Source organism: Kribbella sp. (assembly GCF_035655035.1).
GTDB lineage: Bacteria > Actinomycetota > Actinomycetes > Propionibacteriales > Kribbellaceae > Kribbella.
This window is the reverse complement of sequence record NZ_DASRVN010000273.1, coordinates 1-3957: the sequence shown is the minus strand read 5'-3', so window position 1 is coordinate 3957 and position 3957 is coordinate 1. Positions and strand designations below refer to the sequence as shown.

Annotated in this window: 3 protein-coding genes and 1 pseudogene; all 4 read right to left on the bottom strand. The window is 69.0% G+C overall.

Annotated elements, in window-relative coordinates:
• The coding region (locus tag VFF46_RS15815; RefSeq protein WP_325037872.1) for a DUF222 domain-containing protein at positions 1-705 on the bottom strand (705 nt) is incomplete at its 3' end.
• A 146-nt stretch (positions 706-851) separates the two neighbouring features.
• Entirely contained in the window at positions 852-1931 is a 1080-nt protein-coding gene (locus VFF46_RS15810) for an enolase C-terminal domain-like protein (protein ID WP_325037871.1), read from the bottom strand.
• Complete coding sequence (locus VFF46_RS15805) at positions 1928-3715, bottom strand: thiamine pyrophosphate-requiring protein (RefSeq protein WP_325037870.1); 1788 nt, start codon at positions 3713-3715, stop codon at positions 1928-1930. Before VFF46_RS15805 ends, VFF46_RS15810 begins: the two co-directional genes overlap by 4 nt.
• A pseudogene (locus VFF46_RS15800) lies at positions 3712-3957 on the bottom strand (hypothetical protein); the annotation flags it as partial. The gene VFF46_RS15805 and the pseudogene VFF46_RS15800, both read right to left, overlap by 4 nt.

Sequence of the window (3957 nt, the reverse complement as noted above, 5' to 3'; positions counted from 1 at the left end):
GGGTGAGGGGGTGCCGGCGTCGAGGGCGGTGGTGGCCAGGGTTAGGGCGGTGGTCAGGGCGTCGGCTTGGCGCTTTTCGCGGGGGCGGGGGTCCGGGGCGCCGTCGATGGTTTTGTGGGGGCGGGCGGCGGTGGTGATCAGGGTGCGGAAGAGTTCGGCGTTTTCGTTGGCCAGGTAGCCCTTGAACTTCACTCCGCGGTCCACCGAGCAGAGGGTGAGGGTTTCGCGGGCGGCGGCCTTTTGTTCTTCGGGTTCGGGGCCGTCGGTGTCGAGGATGTCGCGGGCCTGGATGGCGGCTTTGCGGAGCTGGATCGGTGGGAGGTGGGTGAGGGCGGCGAGTTCGCGTTCGGCGCATTCCAGGTCGGGGACCGGAACCGTGGACGGGGTCTTTTCGAGTTCGAGGACGATGGCTTCGGCTTGGGCGGGGTGCAGGGTGCCGTCTGTGAGGCGGGCGGTGATCGCTGGGTATTTCGGTAGGGCGCGGGCCAGCTGGACGTCGCGGAGGGCGCGGTGGTGGTCCAGGCGGTAGCGGAACTCGAGGAACTGGCGGGTGTCGCGGGCGCCGGCGCGTTCGGCGTAGCCGGTCTGGTCGAGAGCCGCGATCAGGCGCAGGCGGTGGGTGGCCAGGCGGGTCAGGTCGGCGGCGGTCTGGTCGAGGGCGTGCAGGAGTTCCTGCTCGCTCATCAACTCCGGCGGCCGTTCCATGCGAGAAACTCTAGACACCGCCTCCGACAGTTTTCAAAGCCGGATCCCCTTCAAAACAAGGGATTCTGTTATCCACAGATTTGAACTCGGGGCGATTGGAGCAAGCAGAACCGAGTAGGTGGAGAGCCGTTCAGCCAGATGGTGACTCAGGCGACTCGGTAGTTGGCGGCTGCGGTTGGGAGCCAGGTTAGGCCGTGGCCGGGGGTGGCGGGTGGGGTGGCTGTGCCGTTGGTGGGGAGTGGGAGGCCTTCGAAAAGGGTTGATTCGATTCGGGTGTGGTCGTGGAACCACTCGAGGTGGCGCAGGTTGGGGATGGCGGAGAGGGCGGCCAGGTGCAGGCCGGGGGCGCAGTGGCCGGAGAGTTGGAGGCCGTGGGCTTCGGCGAGGGCGGCGATGCGGAGGAGTTCGGTGATGCCGCCGCAGCGGGTCACGTCGGATTGTAGACAATCGACAGCTGGGGCCATCCGCGAGAAGTACGCCAGGTCGTACCCGTACTCCCCCGCCGTCACGTCGATCGCGGTCTGGTCGCGGACCACGCGGAGCCCGGCGAGATCGTCCGACGACACCGGCTCCTCGAACCAGGTCACGTCGTACGACGACAGCCGGGAAGCGACCCGGCACGCCTGGCCGACGGTGTACCCGCCATTCGCATCGACGTACAGCTCAACGTCGGAGCCGATCACCGAGCGCGCCTGGGCGACGCGGGCAAGGTCCCGGTCCGAGCGCGTGCCAAAGCTTTCGCCGATCTTGATCTTGACCCGCGGTATCCCCTGCGAGACCCACCCGGTCAGCTGGTCCGCCAGTTGCCGGTCGTCGTACGTCGTGAAGCCGCCGCTGCCGTATACCGGCACGCTGTCGTGCACCGCCCCGAGCAACCGGTGCAACGGCAGCTCGAGCAGCCGCGCCTTCAGGTCCCACAACGCGCAATCGACCGCCGACAGCGCCATCCCGGCCACACCTGGTCGGCCGATGTTGCGCAGCGCGGAGCGCATCGCGTTCCAGGCGCCGCCGACGTCCATCGGGTCCCGGCCCTCCACCACCGACGCCAGGTCATGCGTGACGACGGTGGCGCAGGCCGGCGACCCGTACGTCCACCCGGTCCCGGTCACGCCGTCCGCCGAGACCTCCACCAGGACCAGCGTCGTACTGTCCCAGGCGAACGTCCCATCACCCTCCGGCGCATCGGTCGGAATCGTGTAGGCAGACGCGCGGACCGAACCGATCATGACTTGCCGGGCAGGAACTCCTGCATCTTGGACTTCACGCCCTCCTTGATCATCGCCCCCCGGTCGCTGTCGCCGCGCACGATCGACTCCAAGGCCTTCTCGATCTGGTCCCAGCTCGCGTGCGGCGGGATCGGCGGTACGGCGGGATCGGTGCGGAACTCGACGACGCACGGCCGGTCCGCCGCCAGCGCCTCCTCCCAGGCCGGTACGACTTCCTCGGGCTTCTCCGCGGTCACCCCGTGCAGCCCGAGCAGCTTCGCGTACCCGGCGTACGGGAACTCCGGCAGCTCCTGCGAGGGCAGGAACTGCGGCGACCCGCCCATCGCGCGCAACTCCCAGGTCACCTGGTTCAGGTCGTTGTTGTGCAGTACGGCGATCACCAGCCGCGGGTCCGCCCAATCTTTCCAGTACTTCGTGATCGTGATCAGCTCGTTGATCCCGTTCATCTGCATCGCGCCGTCGCCGACCATCGCGTACGCCGGCCGGTCCGGCAGCCCGAACTTGGCGCCGATCACGTACGGTACGCCGGGCCCCATCGTGGCGAGTGTCCCCGACAGCGAGCCGCGCATGTCGCCGCGGATCCGGATGTGCCGCGCGTACCAGTTCGCCGCCGACCCCGAGTCCGACGCCAGGATCGCGTTCGCAGGCAACCGGTCCGAGAGCTCGTGGAACACCAGCTCCGGGTTGATCGGGTCCGCCGAGGTGTGCGCGCGCCGGTCCATGACCTCCCACCAGCGGCGTACGTTGCTCTCGATCCCGGACCGCCACGACCGGTCCTCCTTGCGCTGCACCAGCGGCAGCAGCGCGCGCAGTGTCCGGGCCGCGTCGCCGACCAGGTTGACCTCGAACGGGTACCGCATGCCGATCATCGTCGGGTCCAGGTCGATCTGGATCGCCCGCGCCTTGCCGAACTCCGGCAGGAACTGCGTGTACGGGAAGTTCGATCCGACCACCAGCAACGTGTCGCAGTCCATCATGAGCTCGTACGACGGCCGCGTACCGAGCAGCCCGATCGAGCCCGTCACCCAGGGCAGTGCGTCAGGCAGCACGTCCTTGCCCAGCAGGGCTTTCGCGACCCCGGCGCCGGTCAGCTCGGCCAGCTCGGTCACCTCGTCCGCCGCGCCCCGCGCGCCCTGCCCGACGAGGATCGCGACCCGCGACCCGGCGTTCAGGATCTCGGCCGCGCGGTCGAGCTGGTCCGCCGCCGGCACCGGCGCCGACCAGCTCAGGTCCGTACTCGACGGCACCATCTTGAACGCGTGCGACGGCGGCGTGTACTCGAGCTCCTGCAGGTCCGACGGGATGATCAGCGCGGTCACGGTACGCCGGGCCGCCGCGATCCGGATCGCCCGGTCGAGCACGTTCGGCAGCTGCTCCGCGACCATCACGGTCTCGCAGTAGTCCGACGCCACGTCCTTGTAGAGCGTGTGCAGGTCGACCTCCTGCTGGTAGCTGCCGCCCATCGCGCTGCGGGCCGTCTGGCCCACGATCGCCACCACCGGGACATGGTCGAGCTTCGCGTCGTACAGGCCGTTCAGCAGGTGGATCGCGCCCGGGCCGCTGGTCGCCGTACAGACGCCGACCCGGCCGGTGAACTTGGCGTAGCCGACCGCTTCGAAGGCGGCCATCTCCTCGTGCCGGGCCTGGACGAAGCGCGGCTCGTCGTCCGCCCGCTGCCAGGCGGCGAGCAGTCCGTTGATACCGTCCCCGGCGTACCCGAAGACGTGGTCGACGCCCCATTCGCGCAGGCGTTGCAGTACGAAATCGCCAACTGTCGTGCTCATGACAACCCTCCTGCCAGCAGTTCGGCGAGATGTACGGCCCGCCGGTCGGTAGCTTGTGCTATTTGCGTTCGGCAACTGAAGCCGTCGGCAACGATCACGGTGTCGTTGCCCGCGGCCCGGACTTTCGGGAGCAGGACCCGTTCGGCGGCGGCCATCGAGACGTCGTAGTGCCCGCGTTCGAACCCGAAGTTCCCGGCCAGGCCGCAGCAGCCGGAGTCCAGCTGCTCACGGTCGACCCCCGC

Excerpts from the sequence above, each read along its gene's own strand:
- VFF46_RS15805 (WP_325037870.1), bottom strand. The coding sequence starts at position 3,715 with ATGAGCACGACAGTTGGCGATTTCGTACTGCAACGCCTGCGCGAATGG.
- VFF46_RS15810 (WP_325037871.1), bottom strand. The coding sequence starts at position 1,931 with ATGATCGGTTCGGTCCGCGCGTCTGCCTACACGATTCCGACCGATGCG.